Source organism: Kosakonia pseudosacchari (genome assembly GCF_015167415.1).
Classification (GTDB): Bacteria; Pseudomonadota; Gammaproteobacteria; order Enterobacterales; family Enterobacteriaceae; genus Kosakonia; species Kosakonia pseudosacchari.
Genome location: NZ_CP063425.1, coordinates 3,764,506 through 3,787,599, shown reverse-complemented (window position 1 = coordinate 3,787,599; position 23,094 = coordinate 3,764,506). Strand labels below are relative to the sequence as shown.

Annotated in this window: 24 protein-coding genes; 4 read left to right on the top strand and 20 right to left on the bottom strand. The window is 54.1% G+C overall.

Annotated elements, in window-relative coordinates; genetic code table 11:
- Positions 1 to 87: 87 nt before the first annotated feature.
- The 11 genes from ygaH to IP581_RS17825 form a co-directional block, all read right to left on the bottom strand.
- Positions 88 to 423: an L-valine transporter subunit YgaH gene (gene ygaH / locus IP581_RS17875; RefSeq protein ID WP_097401876.1), complete on the bottom strand. Its 336-nt coding sequence runs from the start codon at positions 421 to 423 to the stop codon at positions 88 to 90.
- Complete coding sequence (locus IP581_RS17870; RefSeq protein ID WP_193821030.1) at positions 413 to 1,159, bottom strand: AzlC family ABC transporter permease; 747 nt, start codon at positions 1,157 to 1,159, stop codon at positions 413 to 415. The genes ygaH and IP581_RS17870 overlap by 11 nt, the downstream gene beginning before the upstream one ends.
- Before the next feature lie 130 nt (positions 1,160 to 1,289).
- The gene (locus IP581_RS17865) at positions 1,290 to 2,474 is read right to left on the bottom strand and encodes an MFS transporter (protein WP_086873712.1); all 1,185 of its coding nucleotides are present in this window, start codon (positions 2,472 to 2,474) and stop codon (positions 1,290 to 1,292) included.
- Positions 2,475 to 2,670: 196 nt separating this feature from the next.
- Entirely contained in the window at positions 2,671 to 3,672 is a 1,002-nt protein-coding gene (gene proX / locus IP581_RS17860; protein WP_065370247.1) for a glycine betaine/L-proline ABC transporter substrate-binding protein ProX, read from the bottom strand.
- A gap of 59 nt (positions 3,673 to 3,731) precedes the next feature.
- Complete coding sequence (gene proW / locus IP581_RS17855) at positions 3,732 to 4,796, bottom strand: glycine betaine/L-proline ABC transporter permease ProW (RefSeq protein ID WP_097407987.1); 1,065 nt, start codon at positions 4,794 to 4,796, stop codon at positions 3,732 to 3,734.
- The gene (gene proV, locus IP581_RS17850; RefSeq protein ID WP_086873714.1) at positions 4,789 to 5,991 is read right to left on the bottom strand and encodes a glycine betaine/L-proline ABC transporter ATP-binding protein ProV; all 1,203 of its coding nucleotides are present in this window, start codon (positions 5,989 to 5,991) and stop codon (positions 4,789 to 4,791) included. The genes proW and proV overlap by 8 nt, the downstream gene beginning before the upstream one ends.
- Before the next feature lie 387 nt (positions 5,992 to 6,378).
- Entirely contained in the window at positions 6,379 to 7,341 is a 963-nt protein-coding gene (gene nrdF / locus IP581_RS17845; protein ID WP_193821029.1) for a class 1b ribonucleoside-diphosphate reductase subunit beta, read from the bottom strand.
- Positions 7,342 to 7,351: 10 nt separating this feature from the next.
- Positions 7,352 to 9,496 carry a class 1b ribonucleoside-diphosphate reductase subunit alpha gene (gene nrdE, locus IP581_RS17840; protein WP_193821028.1) on the bottom strand — a complete coding sequence of 715 codons (2,145 nt, stop codon included), beginning with the start codon at positions 9,494 to 9,496 and terminating at the stop codon, positions 7,352 to 7,354.
- The gene (nrdI, locus tag IP581_RS17835; protein WP_193821027.1) at positions 9,469 to 9,879 is read right to left on the bottom strand and encodes a class Ib ribonucleoside-diphosphate reductase assembly flavoprotein NrdI; all 411 of its coding nucleotides are present in this window, start codon (positions 9,877 to 9,879) and stop codon (positions 9,469 to 9,471) included. The genes nrdE and nrdI overlap by 28 nt, the downstream gene beginning before the upstream one ends.
- On the bottom strand, positions 9,876 to 10,121 hold the full coding sequence (gene nrdH, locus IP581_RS17830; protein ID WP_193821026.1) for a glutaredoxin-like protein NrdH: 246 nt from the start codon (positions 10,119 to 10,121) through the stop codon (positions 9,876 to 9,878). Before nrdH ends, nrdI begins: the two co-directional genes overlap by 4 nt.
- 260 nt (positions 10,122 to 10,381) lie before the next feature.
- On the bottom strand, positions 10,382 to 10,708 hold the full coding sequence (locus IP581_RS17825; RefSeq protein ID WP_086873719.1) for a DUF883 domain-containing protein: 327 nt from the start codon (positions 10,706 to 10,708) through the stop codon (positions 10,382 to 10,384).
- 162 nt (positions 10,709 to 10,870) lie between these two features.
- Here IP581_RS17825 and IP581_RS17820 point away from each other — a divergent pair, with 162 nt between their 5' ends.
- On the top strand, positions 10,871 to 11,215 hold the full coding sequence (locus tag IP581_RS17820; RefSeq protein ID WP_193821025.1) for a DUF2002 family protein: 345 nt from the start codon (positions 10,871 to 10,873) through the stop codon (positions 11,213 to 11,215).
- A gap of 31 nt (positions 11,216 to 11,246) precedes the next feature.
- Here IP581_RS17820 and alaE read toward each other — a convergent pair whose 3' ends face one another.
- Positions 11,247 to 11,696: an L-alanine exporter AlaE gene (alaE, locus tag IP581_RS17815; RefSeq protein WP_017459339.1), complete on the bottom strand. Its 450-nt coding sequence runs from the start codon at positions 11,694 to 11,696 to the stop codon at positions 11,247 to 11,249.
- A gap of 450 nt (positions 11,697 to 12,146) precedes the next feature.
- Positions 12,147 to 12,326 (bottom strand): hypothetical protein, encoded by a 180-nt coding sequence (locus IP581_RS17810; RefSeq protein ID WP_020454900.1) that lies wholly within the window; start codon positions 12,324 to 12,326, stop codon positions 12,147 to 12,149.
- Between the two features lie 179 nt (positions 12,327 to 12,505).
- Here IP581_RS17810 and IP581_RS17805 point away from each other — a divergent pair, with 179 nt between their 5' ends.
- Both IP581_RS17805 and IP581_RS17800 read left to right on the top strand, forming a co-directional pair.
- Positions 12,506 to 12,664, top strand: coding sequence for a YqaE/Pmp3 family membrane protein (locus IP581_RS17805; protein WP_017459341.1), 159 nt, complete (start codon positions 12,506 to 12,508; stop codon positions 12,662 to 12,664).
- A gap of 151 nt (positions 12,665 to 12,815) precedes the next feature.
- A complete protein-coding gene (locus tag IP581_RS17800; protein ID WP_193821024.1) occupies positions 12,816 to 13,697 on the top strand; it encodes a hypothetical protein in 882 nt (293 codons plus the stop codon).
- A gap of 105 nt (positions 13,698 to 13,802) precedes the next feature.
- Here the strand turns inward: IP581_RS17800 and tcp are convergent, their stop codons facing one another.
- From tcp to IP581_RS17770, 6 genes are all read right to left on the bottom strand, one after another.
- Positions 13,803 to 15,467, bottom strand: coding sequence for a methyl-accepting chemotaxis citrate transducer (gene tcp, locus IP581_RS17795; protein ID WP_193821023.1), 1,665 nt, complete (start codon positions 15,465 to 15,467; stop codon positions 13,803 to 13,805).
- 132 nt (positions 15,468 to 15,599) lie between these two features.
- A complete protein-coding gene (locus IP581_RS17790; RefSeq protein WP_193821022.1) occupies positions 15,600 to 17,021 on the bottom strand; it encodes a DNA cytosine methyltransferase in 1,422 nt (473 codons plus the stop codon).
- Positions 17,022 to 17,100: 79 nt separating this feature from the next.
- Positions 17,101 to 17,385 (bottom strand): NadS family protein, encoded by a 285-nt coding sequence (nadS, locus tag IP581_RS17785; RefSeq protein ID WP_086873725.1) that lies wholly within the window; start codon positions 17,383 to 17,385, stop codon positions 17,101 to 17,103.
- A 1-nt stretch (position 17,386) separates the two neighbouring features.
- Entirely contained in the window at positions 17,387 to 17,719 is a 333-nt protein-coding gene (locus IP581_RS17780) for a type II toxin-antitoxin system RelE/ParE family toxin (RefSeq protein WP_193821021.1), read from the bottom strand.
- Between the two features lie 120 nt (positions 17,720 to 17,839).
- The gene (locus tag IP581_RS17775; protein WP_193821020.1) at positions 17,840 to 18,364 is read right to left on the bottom strand and encodes a rhodanese family protein; all 525 of its coding nucleotides are present in this window, start codon (positions 18,362 to 18,364) and stop codon (positions 17,840 to 17,842) included.
- A gap of 2 nt (positions 18,365 to 18,366) precedes the next feature.
- On the bottom strand, positions 18,367 to 18,678 hold the full coding sequence (locus IP581_RS17770) for an ArsR/SmtB family transcription factor (protein ID WP_086873727.1): 312 nt from the start codon (positions 18,676 to 18,678) through the stop codon (positions 18,367 to 18,369).
- 153 nt (positions 18,679 to 18,831) lie between these two features.
- Between IP581_RS17770 and IP581_RS17765 the strand changes: the two genes are divergently transcribed.
- On the top strand, positions 18,832 to 20,103 hold the full coding sequence (locus tag IP581_RS17765) for a lipase family protein (RefSeq protein ID WP_193821019.1): 1,272 nt from the start codon (positions 18,832 to 18,834) through the stop codon (positions 20,101 to 20,103).
- A gap of 148 nt (positions 20,104 to 20,251) precedes the next feature.
- Here IP581_RS17765 and IP581_RS17760 read toward each other — a convergent pair whose 3' ends face one another.
- A complete protein-coding gene (locus tag IP581_RS17760) occupies positions 20,252 to 23,074 on the bottom strand; it encodes an RHS repeat protein (protein ID WP_228007780.1) in 2,823 nt (940 codons plus the stop codon).
- Positions 23,075 to 23,094 lie beyond the last annotated feature (20 nt).

Genomic DNA, 23,094 nt, shown 5'->3' with positions numbered 1-23,094 from the left:
GGTATAACCTCATTAATTGCAGTCGATATAGTAACGACAGTGACAAATAAAGTAAATGTATTATTTGTAGTAATAAATTTGCCTTATCTATACATCTGTCAGGAGTTTCCAGACGATTCCGTACGCGAAAGCGCTCAGTAGCGTGGGGATAATAATGCTGCGTGTTTTCCAGAAGCTGACGCCGAGCACGGCGAAACCGGCAAGTGTTGGCAGCAGACGGCGGCTGTCGGCGGCAATTTCCGGCACGCAGGAAACCACAAGCAGTGCGCAGATAGAGGCGATGCCAATGGTGTCTAAAAATACACCGCTCACGCCGCGTTTCGTCGGGCGTGACTGTCCGGGGCGGATACGCAACGGCAGATAACGGAAAAGAAAATTGACGCAGCCCACCAGCAGGCCGAGCAGCAGCACCTCATTGCGCATCCGGTGCTCCTTGATAAAACGCCTGAACCAGCGCGGCCAGGCAGCCGGCGAAAATCCCGGCCAGAATTGCGGCAGGAATGGAAAACAGCGTGACGCCCGCCAGCGCGCCAAGCAGCGCCGCCGAGACAGCACTTATCTGGCGACGCTGGAATGAGGCGAGCAGAAAACTCATAAACAGCGCGGGCAACATAAACCCTAACGCCGATTCCACCGCCGGATACCCTTCCAGCAGACCGTTGCCGGAAAACGCACCCAGCACCGTGCCCGCCACCCATGAAAGCCAGGAAAATAAGGCGATGCCGATCATCCAGTTTTCGCTCCAGCGGCGGTTATCACGCACCAGTTTCGCCGTGGCGGCGGCAAATACCTCATCCGTCAGACCAAAAGCCCAGACGGCAGTTTTGCGGTTTTTGAGCGGTTGCAGAATACGGCTGCGCAGCGACGGGCCATAAAGCACGTGGCGAACATCCATGGCCATCACGGTCAGCGCGGCAACCCATAATGCGCTACCCGCGGCAAGCATGGTGGTAATGACGAACTGGCTGGCGCCCGCATAAATAATGCAGGAGAAGAAAACGCTTTCGAGTGGGGTAAAACCGAGTTTGGTGGCATTCATGCCAAAGGCAAACGCAACGGGGACGTAGCTCAAAACGATGGGAAGGCTGTCTTTGATACCTTCCAGAAATGTCGCGCTCTGGTCAGACGTACTCTTTGTTGCGGTTGCAGAACTATCCATATCCATAATGTTTGTTATATATCACCCACGTTAATATAACCGGGATAAACAAGTCCCATAACCTTAACAGACTGAGGGACTCGTTAACACCCCGGTGTTCCTCCGAAACGTGCAAACGTGGGGGAGTTGTTTACATTGCCGCCTCCTGACGGTGAAATCCTCGCCACCAAACCAGCAGATTCAGCAGCGCCAGAACGCTACCCGCCAGGCAAACCCCTGTCCAGCCTGCGTGTTGCCAGGCGGAAGCGGAGATGAGCGAGCCTGCCGCGCCGCCAATAAAATAGCTGGTCATATAGCCTGCGGTCAGACGGTTTCGCGCATCAGGTTTCACGCGATAGATAACTGTCTGGTTGGTGATATGCACCCCCTGTACGGTGAGATCCAGCACGATAATGCCAATAACCAGGGCGATAACCGAGCTGTGTCCAAGCCAGATAGCCACCCAGGAGAGCAGCAACAGAATCAGACCGCCGGTGGTGGTGAGATGGGAGTGACCCCGATCCGCCAGACCACCGGCCTGCCGCGCGCCGAGCGCGCCTGCTGCGCCCACCAGGCCGAACAGGCCGATCGTCGCCTCGGAGAACTGAAATGGCGGTGAGGCCAGCAGGAACGCCATTGATGTCCACAAAATGCTGAAGTTCGCAAAGCTCAGGCAGCCAAGCATTGCCCGGGTACGTAACAGTTTATCTCTCGCGAACAGAGCAAATACCGAACCCAGCAGTTGAAGATAATTAAGGTGATTCTCTTGCTTGATTTTCGGCAGCCCGCGCCACAGCGCCAGCGCCATCAGCACCATTAACACGCTGGCGACCCAGTAAACCGTGCGCCAGCCGCCGAGGCTTGCCAGTAATCCGGCAACGGTACGCGCCAGCAAAATGCCGAGCAGCAGACCGCTCATGATCGTGCCCACCACTTTGCCGCGTTTGTCCGGCGTTGCCAGCGTGGCGGCCAGCGGGACGAGAATTTGCGCCACCACGGAAAACAGCCCGGTCAGCGCGGTGCCGAGGATCATCAGCCCGAGTGACGAACTACTGGCGGTGATCAGCATGCCGCCTGCCGACAACAGCGTCATCAGCACTATCAGCGCACGTCGTTCGAACATATCGCCAAGCGGCACGAGAAATAACAGTCCGGCGGCGTAGCCAAGCTGGGCGGCGGTAACAATAAATCCGGCCTGGTTGGGCGTGAGCGAAAAGGCGTGGGCAATGGTATCGAGGAGCGGTTGCGCATAGTAGTTGCTGGCGACGGCGAGGCCGGTAGCAACGGACATCAGCGCAATCAGCGCCGGGCTAAGGCCCTGGTTCGGTGTAGTCATTGGCGTTGTCAGTCAGGTATGTTTTTTCCAGACACTCATGATAGCCAATAGATTGAATTGTGTGAGGAAGTTCGCGTGTCGGAACGTGCGGTCGCGTAACCTGCCAGGCGAACAGGCGAACAGGCGAGCGCTGAATAAGCAAAAGCGCCATCCGGCACGAAACCGGTGGCGCTGGTGAAAAGGTGACTGCGACAGGTTATTTCTGCGCGGCAAGAGCCTCTTTGATCCAGCCGTCAAACTGCTGCTGGTGCGCTTTGATCCAGCCGTCAACATGACCCTGAATATCCGCTTCAGACGATTTGCCCGCATGCATCATGGCGTTTTCGGCATTGATATCGGCCAGCGGCAGTTTCATCACTGCGAACAGTTTCGCCGCCGCCGGGTTTTTCTCGGCCCAGGCTTTGTTGGCAACAATATGCATGGTGTTTACTGGGAACCCGTAGTTCATGCCGTTTGGCAGTTTAGTGTCGATATCTTTCTGCTCTCCCGGCAGGGAAGAGAATGGAACCTGCAGCCAGACCACATCTTTACCCGGTTTCAGCACGTCGCTTACCCAGTATGGCGTCCAGGTGTAGTAGAGCACCGGTTTGCCTTCTTTGAAGCGGGTAATGGTATCGGCCATCATCGCCGAATAATTTCCGTGGCTGACGGTGACGGTGTTTTCCAGACCATATGCCTGATGCTGGTGGTTAATCACCGCTTCGCATCCCCAGCCCGGTGAGCAACCCATCATGTCGGCTTTGCCGTCGCCGTTCCCGTCAAACAGTTTGGCGATTTTCGGATCTTTTAGCTGCTCAATGTTAGTGATGTGATATTTCTCGGCGGTTTTCTTATCGATCAAGTAACCCTGCGCCGCACCGGTGACATAAGTGCCTTCACGGTAGAATTTTTTGTCGCCCCCGGCAGCGGCATACATGTCGTCATGCAGCGGTTGCCAGTTGACGGCGGTGAATGTCACATCGCCCGCCGCCATTGAGGTGTAACCGACGTTGTAATCCACTTCGTCCGGGGTATTCACGGTATAGCCGAGTTTTTCAAGAGCGCGGCTCACCAGCAATGTCTGGAAGCTCTCTTCGGCGATAGTGCTTTGAAAAGGCTTCACGGTGATGCCTTTGCCTGGCAGTTCTGCGTCCGCAGCAAATGCACTGGTAGAGACAAGGGTGGCAAACGCTGTGGCAAAAAGTACGCTATGTCGCATCGTTGTTCCTTATTGTTCAGGTGGGATACTGCTACCCGGCGAGGTTGCCGGGCGACAGATTATTTAGCGAAAGGGCGGGTCAGCAGACCCAGCGGGCCGGTTTGATACCAGCGACGATTACCGCGGCTGCGGGAATCGCGACCGACAGCCTGCGTCAGGCGGTCGAGAATGATGGCGAGGATAACAATCCCCACGCCGCCCACGGTGGCAAGCCCCATATCAAGACGACCAATACCGCGCAGTACCATCTGGCCAAGCCCGCCAACGGCGATCATCGAGGCGATCACTACCATGGAGAGGGCAAGCATCAACGTCTGGTTAATTCCCGCCATAATGGTGGGCATGGCCAGCGGTAACTGTACTTTGAACAGCATCTGGCGCGGGCTGGCGCCAAATGAGCGTGAGGCTTCAATTAAATCGGCCGGCACCTGGTTAATGCCGAGAATGGTCAGACGCACCACCGGCGGCAGGGCGAAGATAATCGTCACCACTACACCCGGCACGTTGCCGATACCAAACAGCATCACAATCGGCACCAGATAGACAAACGCGGGGGTGGTCTGCATCGCATCCAGTAACGGGCGAACGATTTTCGCCGCGCGCTGGCTGCGTGCCAGCCAAATCCCCATTGGCAAGCCGATCACCACGCAAAACAGCAGGGCGGTCAGCACCAGCGCTAATGTCACCATCGCCTGCGACCAGGCACCGATGGCGCCAATAGCAATCAGTGATACCAGCGTGGCAACGCCCATTCCGGCGCTGCTCATCTGCCAGGCGATTAGCGAGAAAATAATAATCGCCACCGGCGCGGGCATACCCAGCAGCATTTGCTGGAACGCACTGAGGATGTAATCCACCGGCACGCGAATACCCTGAAACAGCGGGCGGAAGTGCATCACCACCCAGTCGATCGCCTGCGTCACCCAGCTATCGAGCGGGATCAGCGTCTTATGGAACGGATCCATAATATTGAAGTGTTCCGGCGCGGGTGCCGGCGCGCTGTGCAGCCAGTCTGCGCTGCCGCCATCGGCTGGTGCGCTACTGCCGCCGCCCCAGGCATCCGCCGACTGCGCGGCGTTGTCGGTTGCTGGTGCGCTATCCCACGGGTTGTTTTGATCAGCCATTGTTTGCCCCCTCGCGATCTAAAGCTTGCAGCAGCATCCGTTTGGAGATGATGCCCACATACTGTTGCTCTTCACCCACCACTGGCACGGCGCAGGGCGCTTGCCCAACGTGGGAGAGCAGCTCGCTGAGCGGCGTTTCGGCATCCACTGCAAGCGGGGAGTCGATTAACGCCGCCTCGATCCCCTGGCTTTGACCGAGCGCCTCTTTCAGGGAGTCGATGGAGACAACGCCGACAAATTTATTGCCGCGTTCAATCACGTAACCGAATTCACGGTCTTCATCCTGCAACAATTTCAACGCCGAACGCGGGCCGAAGCCGGGCGTTTTGCGAATTAGCCCGACAGGCGTTCGACGCGCAATATCTTTGGCGCTAAATACCTGACTAATATCGACGCCGCGGAAGAAAGTACGCACATAATCATTGGCCGGATTATTCAATATTTCATCCGGCGTGCCGACCTGCACCACTTCGCCGTTTTGCATAATGGCAATCCTGTCGCCAATACGCATGGCTTCATCGAGATCGTGGGAAATAAATACAATGGTGCGCTGGTGTTTGGCTTGCAGTTTTACCAGTTCATCCTGCATCTCGGTGCGAATTAATGGATCGAGCGCGGAGAAGGCTTCATCCATTAATAAGATATCGGGGTTGATGGCTAATGCGCGCGCCAGACCAACACGCTGACGCATACCGCCAGAGAGTTCATCCGGATAACTGTGCGCATAATTCTCCAGCCCAACCTGACGCAGCGCGTCCAGCGCTTTTTCCTGGCGTTCTTGCGCCGGAATACCGGCTAACTCCATGCCAAAGGCGGCATTATCCAGCACCGTCATATGGGGCATTAATGCAAATGACTGGAAGACCATCGCAATCTTTTTCCTGCGCACCTCGCGTAATTCAGCGTCTGATATTTTGGCGATATCGACGCCGTCAATCAGCACCTGTCCGCGGGTGGGTTCAATCAGGCGATTGAGAAGGCGTACCATAGTGGATTTACCCGATCCGGATAACCCCATGATGACAAATATCTCGCCTTCTTCAATGGCCAGACTGGCGTCTTTCACGCCAAGCGACAGACCCGTTTTTTCCAGTATTTGTTCTTTCGAAAGTCCTTTTTCAATATATTTGAAAGCCCGCTGTGGATGCTCGCCAAATATCTTATATAGGTTCTTAACTTCTAATTTAATTGCCATGCAATAATAGAGTTCCTGTTATTTATTGTGTCGATATCGTACCTGGTGAGAATAATTGACTGGCTATACCCTAGCATACTCAGAATCTGAGACAACCCTGATTTTCCCGTCTTTAAGAATTTGCTCAAGCGATAATTGCCGCCATTTCCCATGAAATAAGGGCTGTCGGCGGATGAGATTTTTTTGAAATTCATCGGGAAATCGCACCTGAATAGTGCTGATTCAGATGAAAATGACGAAGCAATTACAGTGTAGAAGCTCCGGGGATATTGTGCCGGGAAATCGTGAAAACATTATTGAAATAATAATATCCTTTTTCACCGCGGGGTATTTTAAATGTATTAGCAACGGGAATATTCCTCTCCCGATGGGGAGAGGAAAGAAAGATTAGAAATTCCAGTCTTCGTCTTCGGTTTCGACGGCTTTACCCATCACGTATGACGAGCCGGAGCCGGAGAAAAAGTCATGGTTTTCATCGGCATTTGGCGAGAGTGCGGACAAAATGGCCGGGTTCACTTCGGCCATTTCCGGCGGGAATAATGGCTCGTAACCGAGGTTCATCAACGCTTTGTTGGCGTTGTAGCAGAGAAACGCTTTCACATCTTCGTCCCAGCCGCTTCCGGCGTACAGATCGTCGGTGTAACGCAGTTCGTTCTCGTAGAGATCCATCAGCAGATCGAGCGCGAAGTTTTTCAGCTCTTCGCGTTTTTCCGCACTCACTTTTTCCAGCCCTTTCTGGTACTTATAACCAATGTAGTAGCCGTGTACCGCTTCATCGCGGATGATGAGGCGAATCAAATCGGCGGTGTTAGTGAGCTTACCGCGGCTCGACCAGTACATCGGTAACCAGAAACCGGAATAGAAGAGGAAAGATTCCAGAAACACGCTGGCGATTTTCTTCTTCAGCGGCTCATCGGCACGGTAATACTGCAAAATCAGTTGCGCTTTGCGCTGCAATGCGGCGTTCTCTTCGCTCCAGCTATAAGCGGCGTCGACATCTCTGGTCTGACAGAGCGTAGAGAAAATCGAGCTGTAAGAACGGGCGTGTACCGCTTCCATAAAGCTGATATTCGACAATACCGCCTCTTCGTGCGGCGTTAGCGCGTCCGCCATCAACGCGGGCGCGCCGACGGTATTCTGAATGGTATCGAGCAGCGTCAGGCCGGTGAATACACGGATCGTAAGCTGTTGTTCCGCAGGGCTTAACGTCTGCCAGGCGGGAATGTCGTTCGACAGCGGCACTTTTTCCGGCAGCCAGAAATTGCTGGTCAGGCGGTTCCACACTTCCAGGTCTTTGTCGTCCTGGATTTTGTTCCAGTTCACCGCGCTGACGCGTGATAGTTGGCTCATCCTTTTCTCCTTACAACGCGCAGGACACGCAGCCCTGGATTTCGGTGCCTTCCAGAGCAAGCTGGCGCAGGCGAATGTAATACAGCGACTTGATGCCTTTTTTCCATGCGTAAATCTGCGCTTTGTTGATATCGCGGGTGGTGGCGGTGTCTTTAAAGAACAGCGTCAGCGATAATCCCTGATCCACATGGCGCGTGGCTTCGGCGTAAGTATCAATGATCTTTTCCGGCCCGATGTCGTAGGCGTCTTCATACAGCGCCAGATTATCGTTAGTCATAAACGGTGCCGGGTAGTAAACGCGCCCGGTTTTGCCCTCTTTACGGATCTCAATCTTCGACACAATCGGGTGAATACTCGATGTCGCATGGTTGATATACGAAATCGATCCGGTGGGCGGCACCGCCTGCAAGTTCTGGTTATAAATGCCGTAGCGCATCACATCGTCGCGCAGTTGCTGCCACATCTCGTGGGTTGGAATGGTGATGCCAGCACGTTCAAATAGCGCACGGACTTTCTCGGTTTTCGGCTGCCAGTCGCCTTCCAGGTACTGGTTGAAATATTCACCGCTGGCGTAGCGCGAGGCCGGGAAACCGGCAAAATGCTGGCCGCGCTCGCGGGCGATCATCATGGAGGTATGCAGCGCATGCCAGGTAATGGTGTAGAAATAGAAATTGGTAAAATCGAGCCCTTCCGGGCTGCCGTAGGCGATGCCTTCGCGCGCCAGATAACCGTGCAGGTTCATCTGTCCAAGCCCGATGGCGTGCGAGGCGGCATTGCCGTTTTCCACCGAGGGCACCGAGCGGATATGGCTCATGTCGGACACGGCGGTTAAACCGCGAATGGCGGTTTCCACCGTGCGACCAAAGTCCGGTGAGTCCATGGTATGCGCAATGTTCAGCGAGCCAAGATTACAGGAGATATCGCGCCCGGTGTCGGCGTAATCAAGATTCTCATCGAAAGTCGAGGCGCTGTTCACTTGCAAGATTTCGGAGCACAGGTTGCTCATATTAATGCGCCCGGCAATCGGGTTGGCGCGGTTAACCGTATCTTCAAACATGATGTACGGGTAGCCGGACTCAAACTGGATTTCCGCCAGCGTCTGGAAGAAATCGCGGGCGTTAATGTAGCTTTTACGCACGCGATCGTCGGCCAGCAGTTGCTCGTACATCTCGCTGATGGCGATATCGCCGAACGGTTTGCCATACAGACGTTCAACGTCATAAGGCGAGAACAGCGCCATCTCCGCGTTCTCTTTCGCCAGGCGGAACGTGATATCCGGGATCACCACGCCGAGCGACAGGGTTTTGATACGGATTTTCTCGTCGGCGTTTTCGCGCTTGGTGTCGAGAAAACGCAGAATATCCGGGTGATGAGCGTGTAGATAGACCGCGCCAGCACCCTGGCGTGCGCCAAGTTGATTGGCATAGGAAAAGGCATCTTCCAGCATTTTCATCACCGGGATCACCCCGGATGACTGGTTTTCAATGCGCTTGATCGGCGCGCCGGCTTCTCGCAGGTTGGAGAGCAGAAATGCGACGCCGCCGCCGCGTTTGGAAAGCTGCAATGCGGAATTCACCGCACGGCCAATCGACTCCATATTGTCTTCAATACGCAGCAGGAAGCAGGAGACCAGCTCGCCGCGCTGCTGTTTGCCGCAGTTAAGGAAGGTTGGCGTCGCGGGCTGAAAACGACCAGAGAGGATCTCGGTGGTTAACTGACGCGCCAGCGTTTTATCGCCCTGCGCCAGCGTCAGTGCCACCATACAGGCGCGATCTTCGAAATGTTCAAGATAGCGTTTGCCATCAAAGGTTTTCAGCGTATAGCTGGTGTAAAACTTCCATGCGCCCAGAAAGGTCTGGAAGCGGAAGCCGCTGGCGTGCGCATCGGCAATCAGATCGACGACGAACGCGCGATCGTAACGGGCTAACACGCTGTCATCGTAATAACCTTCCGCCACCAGCCAGTTCAGACGTTCATCCTGGCTGTTAAACGTGACGGTATTGGGGCGCACATGGGTTGCCATAAAGGCGTCCACCGCCTCGCGGTCTTTATCAAACTGAATGCGGCCATCTTTATCATAAAGATTCAGCATCGCATTCAGCGCGTGATAATCGGGCGCGGATTGCATCACGCGTTCTGCGGTTGTCGTTGCCAAAATTCGCTCACTCCTTTACGCACGTTGTCGATGTCCTGTTGAGTGCCCATCAACTCAAAACGATACAGATACGGCACGGCGCATTTTTGCGATATCACATCGCCTGCGCGACCAAAGGCGTCGCCGAAATTACGGTTGCCGGAGGCGATCACGCCGCGAATCAACGCCCGGTTGTGCGGATCGTTCAAAAAGCGGATCACCTGGCGGGGAACCGCGCCGGCCGTACCGCCGCCGCCATAACTGGGCACCACCAGGATATAGGGTTCGTCTACCTGCAGGCGTTCGCGCTCATTAAGTGGAATGCGCACGGCCGGCAGCCCGAGACGCGCGATAAAACGCTGCGTGTTTTCCGAGCTGCTGGAGAAGTAGACGAGGGTGCTCATGCGCTGGCGACGCTCGGCGCGGCATATAAGCGGTTAATCATATCCGGGCGGAAACCGGACCATTTTGTTTCCCCGGCGACAACCACCGGTAACTGACGAAAGCCCATCGCACGCAGCTCATCTGCTGCTTCCGGCACGTGGTCAACGTTCACCATTTCGAACGCCAGGCCACGGCTTTCCATGGCACGTTTGGTGGCGTGGCACTGAACACAATCATTTCGAGTGTAAATGGTAATGCGCATAATTCGTATTTCCGTCTAAAATGGAGTGGCGGCGCGAAGGTTCGCGTCAGTTAGTATGTGTGTTACTGATCTGAATACTAGATGTAGTTATTTAAAGTTGCAACCACACAATATATAGGAAATTGTCATAGGCTTTGCCCAAAGGATGGAAACAATGGGTAAGGGCGGTTTGTACGTGTCTTGTACAGAAAAGGGCAAGGAGCAGGCAAATAAAAACCCCTGCGGGAGAACCGGCAGGGGTTGCGTCGAGCGGAAATCCGTTAGCGGCGCAAGCTCAGCAGCGCGCCAACAAAAATACCGACCGCAGCGGCAGCGCCAACGCTGCACCAGGGTTTGTCTTTGACAAATGTATCGGCACAATCCACGGCATCTCTTGCCGCTTGTTGCACACGGGTGCGGCCATGCATGCGTGCGCGGGTCTCTTTCAGCAGGGCTTGTGCTTTACGGCGCGCGCTTTCCGCTTCGTCTTTCGCGTCACTGCCCCAGGATTTCAGCACGGCTTCGAGGCTGTCAGCGAGCTGGTTAACATCGTGGTTAATATCCTCAACACCTTCATCTACGTCACGGCGATTCGGTCTGTTAAACATAGGATCCTCCCTTGTTTTCGATGTGAATTTTAGTTTAGACCATAATTTTTAAGGCCAGACGGCAATCACGCCTTTCAGGTTCGTTTGTGGAATTTTCTGAGTCACGGTCCATGCTCAGTCATGTAAGGTGGCGAGGCTTTGGAAAGATGACGAGGAAAATCTATGTATTTAAGACCCGATGAAGTGGCGCGCGTGCTGGAAAAAGTGGGATTTACCATGGATGTGGCCACGCCGAAAACCTATGGTTATCGCCGTGGCGAAAATTATGTGTATGTTAACCGCGAAGCGCGTATGGGACGCACGGCGCTGGTGATCCATCCCACGTTGAAAGAACGCGGTTCGTCGCTTGCGGAACCCGCCTCGGACATCAAACTGTGCGATCACTACCAGAATTTCCCGCTCTATTTCGGCGGCGATGCGCAGGAGCATTACGGCATTCCGCACGGCTTTAGCTCGCGCGTGGCGCTGGAAAAGTTTATTACGGGGTTATTTGGCGACGCGCATTAAAAGGCGACAGACCAAAGCCTGCCGCCCGCCATCAGGCCTTGGCCTGATGGTAGTTGCTCACCCGGAACAGGCGGCGGCAATAATCGAGGAAGTAACCGTACACTGCGCCCATCATCATCGACAGCACAATATTGGAGCTGACCGCGGCGACAATCTGGTGCCAGTCGGCACCGACTCCCCACAAAATGGCGACATACACCGGTGACTGAAAGGTCACGTAGGCCAGCACATCGGCGAGATTCTTCATCCAGCCAGACGGGCTAATACGACGGGCGTAACGCATAAACGCATCGCGGTACATACCATAAGGCCAGGCAATAATAATGTTCACCGGGATAGCGACAAGCCGCGATGAAAGTGACTGTTCAAAGCTCATTCCGGAGAGAAATATTTCAATCAACATGTTCACTACCGAACAGTAGACAACCATAGCAAAGGTGTCCGCAGCGGCGTGACGCAGGCGAGACTGCGAAGAGAACATGGTGGTGCTCCTTGATAATCAATAAACGGGCAAATGAACGGTCGTGTTAGCGTTTTACAACGGCTGGTTTGATGTGTGTAGATTATCTATCTGCATTGAAACTAACAACTAGCGATAAATTTTTATTTTCTTTTCTTTGTTGGATAAAGTGCTCTGCGTTTGCGTGAATTTTACGCATTTCATTATTTTTGTTGGGTCGGTCATTAAATTCATTAAATATCAAAGCGTTATTTTTGATATGTGACGTGATGCACTCATTAACAGGTAAGCGCATACCCCTGTTTTAGCGCGCTATGCTTCCGGGGGAGAAATAAAACCGTGGGCAGCATTTTTTATGCTAACTAAGCGTGAATGGCAGTGTTTAGTGCTGAAAATGAGGTTGCGTGTTTATGCGGTTTTTTTGAATGGAAATGAAGCTTTAAGCGGTGGGAGAACGCCCACCGCCGCCGATCAGCAGACGCCAAAATCACCGTCTTCTTTATACAGAGAGACATCTTCCGCTTTCAGCGTGATTTTTGCTGCCTGCTCGTCATGGGCCGGAACCGCGACAATCTGATCCTGATGGACTTCCAGTACTTTCAGTTTTGGCCCGCCAATGCGTGGCTGCACAATATCGCCGACAGAAAACATGCTTTGCTCCTTTTGTAATGAGTTTGTGAAGGTAAACATAGCCTGAACGTCCGCCAGGGTACAGCGTAAAAGAGGGTAAACACGGCCAGTGAAAGTGGCAGGTGCAGGCAAAGTGGCTAATCTTTAAGGGATTGTCTTTTTTTTCAATCAGCTGGAATGACGTTGCACAGGAGGTTTATATGGGTTTCTGGCGAGTTGTATTTACCATTATTCTGCCGCCGCTGGGCGTGCTGCTTGGCAAAGGCTTTGGTTGGGCATTTATCATTAACATCCTGCTTACACTGCTGGGCTATTTCCCTGGCCTGATCCACGCGTTTTGGGTGCAAACCCGCAATTAACTCCTGTCGGGCGGGTCTCCGCCCATTATTGAAACTCACCTCATAACACCCCTGGTTATGGTGGTTTTGCATGAATTTTGCGCAAACCAGTAAAGAACCCCTGCGTTGTCGACGATAACCGACTGGTGAAGGTCAATTCTATGGAGAAGATATGAGCATTCAGGATGTCGGTTCGGCTGCCGCGTTGCAGACGCTACCCGAAATACGTCAGTCAAAAACCATCACCTTTGCCGGAAAAGAGATCGTCACGGAGCGCTCGATTTCCGTCAACATTTCAGCAGAAGCGCTGGCGAAGGGCATGGAAGGGCACACGCCGCCAACCAAAGAAGAAGCTGAAAAGCGGGCGCAGGCAATGGCGGTGGTTCGTAATGCCAACACGGCTACTTATGCGCGTGGGCCAAGCCTCGCCAGCGAGTTCTATTCCGATCCGCAAAGCGCGGGCGACGCGGTGAAGTTTATCGACTTTTTCCAGCACTCGACCGTTAACCCTGATGACATGGCCGCCGCGCTGCATCAGGCGCTGGTCTCACCGCAAGCGAGCGGTGATTACACGACCAGCGCGATGGATCTGTCGATGACCCAGGCGAAGCTGAATGAGGTCGTGTCAAAGTACATTTCTGCTGATTATCAGCAGCAGGCCAGCGCGTTTGTCGCCGGTTTTATTGCCGAAAAAGCCGAGCAGGCCGATCAGACGCACCGCGTGGTACTGACGCAGGCGTCGAATCTGGCACAAAGCCTGGGTAATACGACACAAGCCAGGCAACATCAGCAAGCGATTGATCAACTAAGCGCGGGCACACATGCCTCCCAGACGGTACGCAATCAAATGCTGAGTATTACCGCCAGTAATAGCGACAGCGAGAGCTGGTTCAGGCAGTTCAACCAGTCAGTGGACAGTAGCGGAACGCTGCCGTTTATGCGTGATATCGAGAAAAGCCACATCAGCGCGCTACAGCAGCAGTGGCAGCAGTTTGCGGTCTTTTTGCAGACGGCAAAACAGAGCAATGCAGCACAAGAGACGGGCAACCTGTAGCCAGTAACCGCGACAGCGCTGTAGTGCCATCCGGCTTAAAAACGCTATCGTGAAATGAAGAAAAACCAGCGCGACAAGCATTTCGCGCTGGTTTTTAGCGAGGAGTTAGAACGTTTCCCAGTTGTTGTCACTGCCTGAAGGTGCCGCGGTAGCGACCGGGCGCAGCGGCGTGGCTTGCGGCTTACCAGCTTTTGCATTCAGAAGCGTGCTGTGTCCGTTAACACGGAACACGGCAACCGCCTGACGCAACTGCTCGGCTTGCTGTTCCAGCGCAGCGGAAGCGGCAGCCGATTCCTGAACCAGCGAGGCGTTCTGCTGGGTGACGCTGTCCATCTGCGATACCGCGAGGCTCACCTGCTCAATGCCTTTGCTCTGTTCTTCAGAGGCGGAGGCGATTTCGCCCATGATATCCGTCACGCGCGTAACAGCGTTGACGATCTCTTTCATGGTATCGCCCGCTTCGGCAACTTGCGTGGTCCCGGAGTTCACCCGGTTCACAGAGTTATCAATCAGGGTTTTGATCTCTTTCGCCGCCTGCGCGCTGCGGCTTGCCAGCGTACGGACTTCGCCTGCCACCACCGCAAAACCACGGCCCTGCTCACCGGCACGCGCCGCTTCGACCGCCGCGTTGAGCGCGAGAATATTGGTCTGGAAGGCAATGCCGTCGATCACGCTGGTGATATGGGCGATTTGCTGCGAGCTGTCAGAAATTTCGCTCATCGTGCGTACCACGTTATTCACCACTTCGCCACCGCGCGCGGCGGTATCAGAGGCGTTTTTCGCCAGATGCGATGCCTGACGGGCGTTATCGGTGTTCTGTTTCACCGTCGCCGTTAACTGTTCCATGCTGGCGGCCGTTTCTTCCAGCGAGGCGGCTTGTTGCTCGGTACGCGACGAGAGATCGTTGTTACCGGTGGAGATTTCGCTGGCGCCGGTGTAAATCGAATCGGAACTATTGCGCACCGCGCTGACGGTTTTCACCAGCGACGTTTGCATTTCATGTAAACCAGCGGCGAGCTGGCTCATTTCGTTGCGCCCTTCGGCCGAGATGGTCATCGTCAAATCGCCACCGGCGATGGCGCGGATATGCCCCATCACGCTGTGCAGCGGGCGCAGAAGCAAGTGCTGCAAACCCAGCCAGATAACGGTCATTACCGCAATCACTACCAACAAAATTACGCCCAGCGTCCACTGCATGCTGGTAAAACTGCTCTGGTTTTGTTGCGCGGCGGCTTGCAGGAAGGTGTTATTTTCCGCCCGCCATTTGGCGTAGCTGGCGTCCATATCATCCTGCGCTTGCTGTGCGTCGAGGTTGCCGTAAGCTTCGTAATTATTGGCGCGCAGGAAAGCGATCGACTGTTGCAACACATCGTGCATTTTGGTGATGTTCTGCGCCACTTCGTCGGCTAATGCGGCGTCCTGACCGGCAACGCGCGGTGTGCTTTTGTAGTTGTTGAAATACCCTTCAGATTTACCCAGCGAATCTGCCGCCGTAGTGAGCAGCTTTTCAATGCTGGCCAGCGACGCCGGATCGCGCTGGTTTTTCAAAAAGCGGATTGCCACGCGGGTAACCGTAACGCGTGTTTTGATAAGCGTGTTCACGCTGTCGCCAAGATTTTCTTGCTGCGCGTTTAGCACGCCAGTGTTCTGAAAGTTAATCCTGTCGTTATTGACAGCAGAGTAGAAAAGACCCCCAGTAACCAGTTGAAGAAGACAAAATACTGAAAGAGCAATAATGATGCCTGTAATAACCCGTATATTTTTAAGCATGGCCATAGTCCGTGAAAGAGTCGGGATTGCACCTCTAATATCGACCTGGCCAGCATTAACTTTATGATCACTTTTTAAACACTTAAATAAGACTTAAATAAGCGCCGGCGCTTTGCGCGCCGGGAAAGTGTTTTAGACTTTTTTGCGCCGTTTTACGGCGAGAGCAATACGGGGTTCCAGCAGTTTGGCCACGGCGGCGAAGACGGGAACGACAACCGAGTTGCCAAACTGGCGATAGGCTTGCGTATCGGAAACCGGAATGCGAAACGGTTTTTCGCCCACTTTTTCAAACCCCATTAAACGTGCGCACTCATGCGGCGTCAGCCGTCGCGGGCGACGCGCCTGATTTTCCGCGTTGGCAAAATCGGTTTCACCGAGCGCTTTATCCCAGCCGCGATCGATAAGAATTTCCGAACCATCTTTGTGATAACGCGCCGAAAGGGTGCGCGCGACGCTGTCGGCGCGGGTTGGATCAACCAGCCCAAAGCCAAACCCATTGCCTTTCGCGGCGTGTTTTTTCGCATAGCGATAGAGGTAATCCCACAGCTTATGCGACAACACATATTTGCTGTCGACGGTCGGCTCCAGCAGCTCACCAAATGCGGGCCGTTTTGTCGGATAAAAGCGGTTGATATCGCGCAACGTAAAACCGTCGGCCAGATCTAAATCGCGGCGAAAACCCACCAGCACAATGCGTTCACGGTGCTGCGGTAAGAAGTGTTTGCCATCGATAATTTTCGGATCGTCTTTGCCGTTTAGCGCGGCGTCAGCCACGTCATAGCCCAGCTCATCGAGCGTATTCATAATCACGCTGAAGGTTTTGCCTTTATCGTGGCTCTTTAAATTTTTAACGTTTTCCAGCACGAAGATGGCCGGGCGGCGGGCTTTGATAATACGCGCCACATCGAAAAACAGCGTGCCCTGCGCTTCACACTCAAACCCGTGCGCGCGGCCCATGGCGTTCTTTTTACTGACACCCGCAAGGCTAAAGGGCTGGCAGGGAAAACCGGCGAGCAGAACATCATGATCGGGGATCATTGCGGCGATGTGCGCGTAGGCGTCTGCTTCGGAAACGTTCGGGTTGCCGCTCAGCGTCACTTCGCGAATATCCTGATTGAAGGTATGCGCGGTGTGGTCGTTGTACCAGTTGGCTTTATAGGTGCGTACCGCGTTTTTATTCCATTCGCTGGTAAACACGCACTGCCCGCCAATGGCTTCAAACCCGCTGCGAATACCGCCGATACCGGCGAAGAGATCGATAAAGCGAAAACGATAGTTCGGATGATGAGCGGGCGGGGAGGGCAGCAAGCTGCGCAGCAGCGCCTCTTCGGCGGCGGTGAACCTTCTCGGATTGCCTTTGCCGTTGACCCAGCGATTGAGTGATTCGCGGCTCCACTCGGCTTTACCCGCTTTTTTTAACTGCTCCGCCACATATTTCTGGCCGTAAATTTCCAGCACCTGATCCAGTAGTTCCCGGTCCCGTTCCTGCTGTCGCTGCTGGTCAGTATCTGCCTGCGCCAGCAGATCCTGCGCAAGTGAATCAAATTCCGCCATGACGTCTCCTTGGGGTTAGGCTGTGAAATATATCACTCATTTGACCCAGAGGATAATCGGCAACAGCGTAGGTTATTCATTAATGTGCAGACAATTCTTTAAAAAACGCAGGGTTAGCTTTGATAGCTGCCAGAACTTTTGCTGCCAGCCCGGTAGGGTTGCGCCGCCCGGACTCCCAACTTTTAATGGTATCCACACTCGTTCCCAGTGCTTTCGCCATTTCGCCCTGCGACACGTTAAGTTGTTCTCTTATCGCTTTCACATCTGCAATTTCATAGCGGGTAACACGGGCTGGTTTTTTAGCCCCTTTTTTTATCTCTACAGCCTCTTCCAGCGACGCCTTTAGCTCGTCAAAGAAACTCATATTACACCTCATCTTTCAATTGCCTGGTAAGCTTCTTAAGTTCAGCCTTTTCTGCATCAGTCAGACTATCTTTCACGTTTTTAGGATAAGCCATCACCAGGTAGATAACGTCTTCTGTTGCCAGAAAACAGATCACTCTGGCGCTGCCGCTTTTTCCCTGGGACCCTGTTGCCATCCTTATTTTACGCAGGCCGCCCGTCTTCTGAATCAAATCTCCTTTGTCCGGGGATTCAATCAGCGTTCTCTGGAGCACTCTCAGTTCATCGTCCGTTGCAATCTGTTTAATTTGTCGGGTAAATATCGAGGTTTCAATAAAAACAATAGCTTGACTCACTGTCACACCTCTCCTTTTGGTGTACAGGGTACACTTTGTGGAGTAGGCTTACAATACGGCTCGGCGTATTTAGCTTCCAGAATGATCGGCAGAAGCGACGACGCGCGATAACGATGCTTCTTAACTGCGATTCCACGGCATTTTTGCCAGCAGCAGCGCCATGCCGCACCAGCCGCTCAGCCCGGCAAACAGCAAGCCCGCGCCGACAAAACCCGACAGCAGGAAGAAATTGGGATGAAGCGTAAAGCCGAGCACCACACCGAGCAGGATCAGGCTGCCTGCCACAATCTGCACCTGCTGCATCAGCGGGCGCGGCTGGCGTTTATCCTGCACTGTCGGTAGCTTTTCGCGCTTCCAGTTATTGAGCCCACCCTCGAGGATCATGACATTTGCTGGCGCTGCCGCGCGCACCAGCGCCTCGGCGTTTTGTTGCGTGCGCATGCCGGATTGGCAATGGAAAATCACCGTCTGGCCCGGTGACACTTGGGTAATGGTTTGCCCGGCGAGTAGTGTATCCAGCGGCAGAGAACGCGCGTCGGGCAAATGTTCGCGACGAAATTCATCCGCCTGGCGAATATCAATAATCAGCGCGCCGTTTTGCTGCTGCGCGCTGGCTTCTTTTGGTGTGACGAGGGTGTATTGCATGGCTATACCTCCGGGCAATAAAGAGTTTTCAGCGTATGAACCAGCGTGCGAATCGCAGGCGCTTTAATGAAGTAGTTCACCCGCTGTGCCTGGCGCTGGCTTTCGATCAATCCTTCCTCTTTCATTCGCGCCAGATGCTGTGAGGTCGCTGAAGGGCTCAGGCCTGTGATCGCGCTTAATTCCCCGGCGGACGTGCCAGGCGCATCGCACAGCATGCAGAGGATCAATAAACGATGCGGGTTACTCATCGCTTTCAGCAGGGCAGACGCTTTCTCTGCCTGCGCTTGCAGTAAAGTGATATCCGGACTGGTCATTGTAGTTTAGCATTTCCTAAATTTAGATAACTCTAAAATAAGTAGCGAGGCAAAAGCAACCTGTATGAATAAATTACTCACACTTTCGGTTTGAATTCTTGCCGCCAACTTCGTTTACTGACGGCTAACATCCCGCTATCTATGGAGAAAAACGTGAACGTTTGCCGCCGTCTCAACTATGCGATTTGCGCTCTTACCATGTGGGTCAACGGCGCGAACGCCTGGAGCAATGCGTTGCCGGTTGGGCCGGCGGCAGGTGATCAAACGCTTTCCCCGTTTTATATCTGGGATGGCACGTTACCCGATAAACCCGGCGTGATGCTGCGTGAAGAGCCAATTCCCGGTCAGCCGGACATTACCGATGCCAGCCAGATCGCGCGCATTCTTTATACCTCGCAGGATAAACGCTGGAATGCCGGCATCGTGCCGGTCAGTGGTACGCTGTGGTTGCCGAAAGGACAAGCGCCAAAAGGCGGCTGGCCGCTTGTTGCCTGGGCGCACGGTACGCTGGGCGTGGCCGATAGCTGTGCGCCTTCCTGGACTAACCCGACCCCGCGAGATGCGCACTATATCGACCAGTGGCTGAAGCACGGTTTTGCCGTCGTCGCCACCGATTATCAGGGGCTTGGCGAGCCTGGTCCGCATCCGTATATGAACTGGGAAGCAGAAGGGCGTTCGGTGCTGGATAGCGTGCGCGCGGTGCTCAACAGCACGCCGCAGGTAGCAAATAATCTGGTGATTAGCGGTCAGTCGCAAGGCTCCGGCGCATCGCTTGGGGCCAGCCTGCTCGCGCCGGATTACGCGCCGGGACTTCAGCTTCGCGCGACCATTGCTACCGGTGTGGTCGCCACGTTTCCGGATGGCCCGGTCAAACCGGGGCCTGCGCGGCCAGGGCAGCGCGATCCTGCCCGCTTTACGCTGCTGCGCATCATTGGCGGTTCGCTGCCGGACGGTGCACCGCCAGCGGAAAAATGGGTGACTGAGAAAGGCGCAAAGATGCTGGCGCTCGCCAGAACATCCTGTATGCCGGAACTGGGGCGCTATGAGCGGCGCGAAAAACTCACTGGCGCCACGGTGTTTATCGGTGGCACAAACCAGGTGGGGTCAACATTGCTTGCGGTAACGGATATGCCCGTGAAAACCTTTCCTGCGCCGCTGTTTACCGCAACCGGGCTTGCCGATCATACGTTGTCACCGCACCACCAGTATGCCGCTATCGCCGCGCTCTGCGCGGGTGGCAATGCGGTGGAGTGGAAAACGTATCCTGGCATTACGCATAACGGTGTGGTTAACGTCGCTTTCGACGATGAACTGAAATTTGTGCACGGGGTGATGGAAAACGCCCCGCAGCCCAACAGTTGTGGTTCGTTACAGGCACCAGGGAAATTGCAGCAACCCGCCAAAGGCGTGGTGTTTAATGAGTAGCTATGAACCTGAAAGCGCGATTCGATAAGTGAGTAACAAAAGCGGTAATGAAAAGGAGAAACCTGTTTTCAGGTTTCTCCTTTAAGAGTGAAATTTACCTAAGGCGATGGGGAAAATATCATTTTCTGTTTACAGCAGCAAAAATATATCAGCGCTGCTCAGCATGCGTTCCATATGCATTGGTTCGCGTAAGACTCCTTTTTATTTTTGTCTCTTTAACTTCAATATTTCCCTCTGGAGTTAAAATTTCCTTTTTAAAGTAAGAGGGCTTTGCTCTGGCTTGCCTTTTAACAAACTTGCCGTTTTCTAAAATAGTGATATTTTCCTGTTTAAAGGGGTAGAAAACAGTCGTGCCTAAATATCCATAAACATTCCCTTTTTTTCTTTGGGGTTGTAATTCAAGTAGACTTTCTTCCAGCTTTCCGGCCAAAGATGCAGAGAACAGCCCCCTGTTTTTCTCAATGATTTTAAGCGTCTTCTCACTCGTTTTTATCGTATGATCAATAACAATATGCTCACCTTTACCTTGGGCGCTATAACAGGCACTGACCTTAATTTTTGCCGTTGCGGGGAGTTCAAAATCAGTGACCAGAGTTTGAGCCACCTCACTAGCCGAAATTTGAGGAAATGATTTTCCTGTCTGCTCGCCATAAAAATAACCACTGGCAGGAATTCCGTGTGAATTAATAATTAACTGGTCATTTTCACCCATATCCTGCAGATCGTTTGTTGTATTGAATAAAATGGTTTCTTTAAGTTCCTCACTGCTTTCAGGTAAATGAGAGAAGAATGCCTCGACAAGATCGGTGAATTTATCTTCGTCCTCTGGCTTAAGAACAGTTATTAAAGCCCATTTATTTTTTTCCGTTCTGGTGTAAGTCCCTTTTATTAAACGTGAAACTCTTGCTTCATCCAAAAAGGGGAAATAGACATATCTATTACCCGGAGCCAGCCCATTGTCGTCCTCCAGCGTCACAGGGTTATTCCTGACCATTCTGAACAGATTCAGCCCATCCACCGTTCCCGCCGGATCTGCGCTCAGCCACCGCCCCGCCCACGGCTGGTAATAGCGGTAGCCGTAGTAGTAGAGCCCGGTTGCGTCCTGCTCCTTGCCGGAATAACGCATGGTTTTGTAATCCGCCTCCAGCTGGCTGCGCGCGGCAAACAGCGCGGTGCCGCCGTAGGGGTAATACTCTTCCTGGCTGATAAGCTCGCCGCTGCTGTCCACTTCGAGGCTGCTGCTGCCGGTGAGGTTGTCGTAGCTGTAACGAATCGGGTCATTGCTGATGCCGTCAGGCTGTCCGCTTTCCCAGTGTAAAACCCGTACCTGCGCGCGTCCGGTTGCGCCGATGGTTATCACCTGTAATTCTTCGGTTGCGCTGCTGCGCAGCTCCAGACCCGGCAGGTAAATCACCCGTTTTGTCTGCGTGGTGTTGCCGGTCAGCTGTGAGGTGGTTTTGACGATGCGCTGGCTGCTTGCGTCGTAACGGTAGCTTTCGCTGTCATCGGCTGTGCCGTCACGGGTGACGGGAGTGACCTGCTGTAATTCCTGGCGCGGTGTCCATACCAGCGACTGACCGGGCAGCAACTGTTTCTGCTGACCGCCGGCGGTGAACAGCGCGTCGACATCCGCCGGATTTTCCGTAAACGTGCTGAGCACTGCGCGGTTGCTGCGGTCGCTGACTGTTATTGATGTCGTGTAGTTATTGCCGGACGCGGGCGCGCTGTGCTGAATTTTCGTCAGATTACCGGCGTTATCGTAGGTGTACGTGCGGGAATAGTTCGTGTAGGTGGCGTCGTCATAAGAGGAGAAATCAGGCCGGCTGTTGCCCTGCTGCACCGCGTTCGCCATTTCGCGCCCGGTCGCGCTGATAAGCTGGTACAGGCTGTCGTAGGCGTAGCGGTTTTCGGGAACCACTTCCTGATTGCGCCAGAAACGCGTCTCCTCGGCATCGTTAGTGATAACCAGCACGTTCCCCACCGGGTCGTACTCGTAGCGCAAATCCTGCAGCACTTTCGCGGCTGTCGGGCGTTCAGTTTTGATACCCACCAGACGCTGGGTTTCGGCTTCGTAGGAATACGTGGTGACCACACCGTTTCCGTGCTCTTCGCGCAACTTCTGCCCGGCGGCGGAGTAGCTCAGGGATTTAACAATTATCTGCTCTGAACCGCCATTCACCGCCAGCCAGCTGCCTTTCAGCAGCCCCGCCACATCATACGCCACGCGCTGAACATTGCCTTTCGCATCACGGGTGGTCAGTACATTTCCGGCGGAATCCACCGTGCTGGTCGTGGTGTAGGTTTCGCCCGCCAGCAGGTCGTTCCATGCAGACGCATCCGCGCCCTGCCAGTCGGCTTCTGCATCATCAGGCAGCAACTGGCGGGTAACAGAAAGCGGCACGCCGCTCAGTGAAACGCTGTTGGTCGAAAGCAGCCCTGCCGGGTCATAGTGGCTAAGACATGTGCCTGCGAGGTTCAGCGCCTGCTCCGCCTCCGAGTTGCCCGCATATACAAAGCGCTCCGTAATACGTACTGCTTTGCCAGCCATCTGCTCAGCCACGCTTAGCAGGCGTCCTGGCATCGGGAGGTCTTCATATTGCCAGCGGCGGAGCACCGCCTGGCCTCGGTCTTCAGCGCCGTTGTCAGCGGTGCGAATATTGCTTGCCGAGTTAAACGGGCGTCTGCTGGCATCGTTCAGGCTGATAGTGATGCCTGCATCGACGCTCTGAGTACGCAGCACATCGCCGTTCAGATCCGTTAGCCAGATAACGTTCGCCAGCCCGATATCGTACAGACGCGGATCGGCGCTGCGTGTCTGAAACCCGCGTGCATCAAACCGATGGCGAGTAATGCGTTCGTCAGTGGTGTCCGGCGTATCGGGATGTCGGTGCCAGATAATGTCGCGCACCGTCAGGCCACGGTTATCGAGCACCGCGACCGACGGGGTTTTACTGTAAAGGGATGTGCTCATTGCTCTCTCCTGTTTGTGTG